General features: G+C 67.7%; 3 protein-coding genes. All 3 read left to right on the top strand.

What is annotated here, in order from left to right; translation table 11 throughout:
* Positions 1-301 precede the first annotated feature (301 nt).
* Entirely contained in the window at positions 302-1,648 is a 1,347-nt protein-coding gene (locus tag ACK4SV_RS16185; protein ID WP_409918875.1) for a TldD/PmbA family protein, read from the top strand.
* Complete coding sequence (locus tag ACK4SV_RS16190) at positions 1,635-2,759, top strand: inositol monophosphatase family protein (protein ID WP_409918876.1); 1,125 nt, start codon at positions 1,635-1,637, stop codon at positions 2,757-2,759. The genes ACK4SV_RS16185 and ACK4SV_RS16190 overlap by 14 nt, the downstream gene beginning before the upstream one ends.
* Positions 2,710-3,707: ABC transporter transmembrane domain-containing protein (locus tag ACK4SV_RS16195; RefSeq protein ID WP_409918877.1), on the top strand; the 998-nt coding region annotated here is incomplete at its 3' end. The genes ACK4SV_RS16190 and ACK4SV_RS16195, both read left to right, overlap by 50 nt.

The raw sequence follows: 3,707 nt of genomic DNA on the forward strand, positions 1-3,707 counted from the left end.
CCCTGTTCGCCTTTGGCGGCTGGGTTGCGGCAAGCCTCATCTGCGGCCTGATCGTGACGCTGCTGGATATCCGCGACGATATCAACGACCGCCTGCCGGACGCCCGCCGCGACATCTAGGCTTTTTCGTCTCCGGACCAGTCCGGGGATTGCACCTATCCAATAGCCGCCGGGCTGGTGCCTGGCGGCTCTTTTATGGGATGAGCGGACAGGCTGGGTTTTATGGCCGGGTGCCTGGTTCGCACGCGGGGCGATGACGGACGGGAGTTGCGCGGGGCTGCGCGCCGGTCCATCTAACGGGCATGACTGATTCAAGAAATTCTCCGGAAACAACGCTTTCCGCGCTGCTCGAACGTTGCCTCGCTGCCGGGGCGGATGCTGCTGATGCGCGGCTGGCCGTCAGTGACGGCGTCAGCGTCTCAGTACGCGATGGCAAGCTGGAAGGCATCGAGCGGGAGGAGAATGCGGGCATTTCGCTGCGCTGTTTCTTCGGCCAGAGCCAGGCGCATGTGTCGGGCGCGGACCTGTCAGCCGAGGGGCTGGAGGCGCTGGCCTCGCGCTGTGTGGCGATGGCGAAGGCGGTGCCGGCGGACAAGTTTTGCGGCCTGCCGGGCGCGGAGTTGCTGGCAAGCGGCGATCTGGATCTTGATCTGACCGGCGAGGCGGAGCTGAGCCCCGAAGCGCTGGAGCGGGATGCGCTGACTGCCGAGGCGGCGGCGCTGGCGGTGCCGGGGGTCAAGACCGTGGCGGGATGCGGGGCGTCCTGGAACCGGTCGAGCCGCTGGCTGGCGGCGACCAATGGCTTTCGCAGTTCCAGGACGGGCACATCGGTGAGCCTCGGCCTCGCCGCCGTGGCCGAGCGCGACGGCCATATGGAGCGCGACTATGACAGCTGGTCGGTGCGCTTCCTGAAGGACATGCCGGGCGCCGAGGAAGTCGGCCGGACGGCCGGGGAGCGGACGATTGCCCGGCTTGGGGCGCGCAAGGTGAACACCCAGAAGGCGGCGGTGATCTTTGACCGGCGGGTGGCGGACGCGCTGATCGGGGCGTTCCTCAGTGCGATTTCCGGACCCTCCGTGGCGCGGGGCGTGAGCTTCCTGAAGGAGCGGATGGGCGAGCAGGTGTTCGCGCCGGGCGTCTACCTCACCGATGACCCGCTGCGCCCGCTGGGCATGGGCAGCCGCAGCCATGACGGCGAGGGCCTGCCGGTGCGCGAGACGCACCTGATTGACGATGGGCGGCTGACGGCCTGGCTGTTGAACCTGCCGTCGGCGCGCCAGCTGGGCCTGTCGCCGAATGGCTTTGCCTCGCCCGGTTTCGGCGATCCGCCGGGGGTGACGAGCTCGAATGTCTATCTGCGGCCGGGCGCTGATACGCCCGGCGCGCTGGCCAAACAGGTGGGCAAGGGCCTGCTGATCACCGACATGTTCGGGCCTTCGATCAATCCCAATACCGGCGACTATTCCGCCGGTGTGGCCGGCTTCTGGTTCGAGAATGGCGAGATTGCCTGGCCGGTTTCGGAAGTGACCGTGGCGGGGGATCTGCCGTCGATGTTTGCGCGGCTGGTGCCCGCCAATGATCTTGAACTGCGCGGCACGCGGGATGCCCCGTCGATCCTCATCGAGGACATGAACCTTGCAGGCAGCTGAGCGGACGCTGGACGAAGACCTCCAGCTCCTGAAGGCGCTGGCGAAGGAGGCCGGCGACCTCGCCCTCTCCTTTACCGCGATTGGCGCCGCCAATGAGACCTGGAACAAGACCGGCGGGCGCGGGCCCGTGACCGAGGCGGATCTGGCGGTGAACCGGCTGTGCGCCCAGCGGCTCCGGTCTGCCCGGCCGGAATATGGCTGGTTGTCCGAGGAAACACTCGACGAGCCGGGCGAACGGGCGAAGGCCCGCGTCTGGGTGGTCGACCCGATCGACGGGACGCGCGCCTTCATCGATGGCCGGCCGGACTGGTGCATTGGCCTGGCGCTGGTGGAAGAGGGCGAGGCGGTGGCGGGCGTGCTTTACGCCCCGGCGCTGGGGCAGTTCTATGATGCGCGGCGCGGCGGCGGGGCGTTCCTGAACGGGGCGGGTATCCGCGTGTCTGGCCGTAGCCAGGAGCATGGGCTGCGCCTGATTGCCAATGAGGGCCTCGTGACACATCCGAACTGGCCGGAGCCCTGGCCGGTGGTGGAACTTGCCCAGCCAAAACCGAATGCGACCCTGCTGAGAATGGCGTTCGTGGCCAGTGGCGCCTGGGACGCGACGCTGGTGCTGGGCGAGAAAGCGGACTGGGACGTTGCCGCCGGCGCTGTGCTCGTAACCGAGGCGGGCGGGCAGGCGACGACGCATCTGGGCGAACGCCTCGTGTTCAACCGCGCGGTTCCTGCCCAGCGCAGTGTCGTCGCCTCTGGCAACGCGCTGCATCCTTTGTTACTGCGCCGGTCAGGCGTGGTGAAACTCCCCGACCCGCAGGCGCGGGCCCCGAAACCGCCGCCCGCCGCAACGGAGCGAAAACCCATGAGCAAGAGCGACACGACTGGCAAACAACTGCTTCACATTGTCTTTGGCGGACGCCTGAAAGACGTGACGGCGGTGGAATTCGATGATCTGACGCAGATGGACTTCATCGGCGCCTTCCCGAATTACCAGACCGCCTATGACGCCTGGAAATCGGCCGCGCAGCGGACCGTCGACCAGGCCGAGATGCGCTATTTCATCCTGCATGCGCACCGCCTGCTCGACCCCGCGACAGGGGACCATCATAACGTCTGACGCCGCCCCCGGGCCGGAGAAGCGGCGCAGCCTCGCCCGCCTGTTCCGCGCCCATTTCTGGCCGCAGCGCGGCTGGTTCATCGGCGGGACGCTGATGGCCATCCTGACGGCGATCTGCAGCATCGGCTATATCGCCGTGCTCGACTATGTCGGCAACGGCCTGCAGGACGGCATCGCCGAGCAGGCCGCCGGCGGGGCGGCGGACTTCGGCTGGATCTGGCTGGGCATCGGCGCCATCGTCGCGCTGACGGCGGCGCGGGCCTTGTCGATGTACGGGATGACGCTGTTCAACAATACCGGGGTGCAGCGCGGGCTCGTCGGGGTACAGACGGTTCAGTATGATGCGCTCACGGACGGAGATTTCGCGCGGATTTCCGGCGATGCGGCGGGCGGGTTCGTCGCGCGCTTCATCAATGATGTCGTCTCGATCCGCGAGGCGATGCTGCGCTTTGCCAATAATTTTCCCAAGAGCGCGGCGACAGTTCTCGGCGTGCTTGTCTGGCTCTACTGGAAGGACTGGCAGCTCGCGCTGATCCTGACAGTGGTTTATCCGCTGGCGCTGGGGCCGGTCGTCTCGCTCGGCAATTCCGTCCGTAAACGGTCGAGGGCGGCGCAGGAGCAGACGGGCGAGGTGACGTCGATCCTCACCGAAGGCTTCCAGGCGGCGCGGATGGTGAAGGCCTACGGCCTCGAAGGCTGGCAGAAGGGGCGGGCGGAGACGAGCTTTGTTGAGCGCTCGCGGCTGTTCCTCCAGGTGCTGACCAAACGGGCGGGGGTGGACCCCGTGCTGGAAGTGTTTGGCGGGCTCGCGCTGGCGGCGCTGCTCGGCTTTGTCACCTGGCGCATCCTGCAGGGCGAGAGCACGCTGGGCGACCTGCTCGCCTTCATCGGCGCGGTGGCCGTGGCGGCGCCGGAAGTGCGCGCGCTGGGCGCGATCAGCGCGGTGGC

The organism is Hyphomonas sp., assembly GCF_046313735.1.
In the GTDB taxonomy this organism is placed as follows: domain Bacteria; phylum Pseudomonadota; class Alphaproteobacteria; order Caulobacterales; family Hyphomonadaceae; genus Hyphomonas.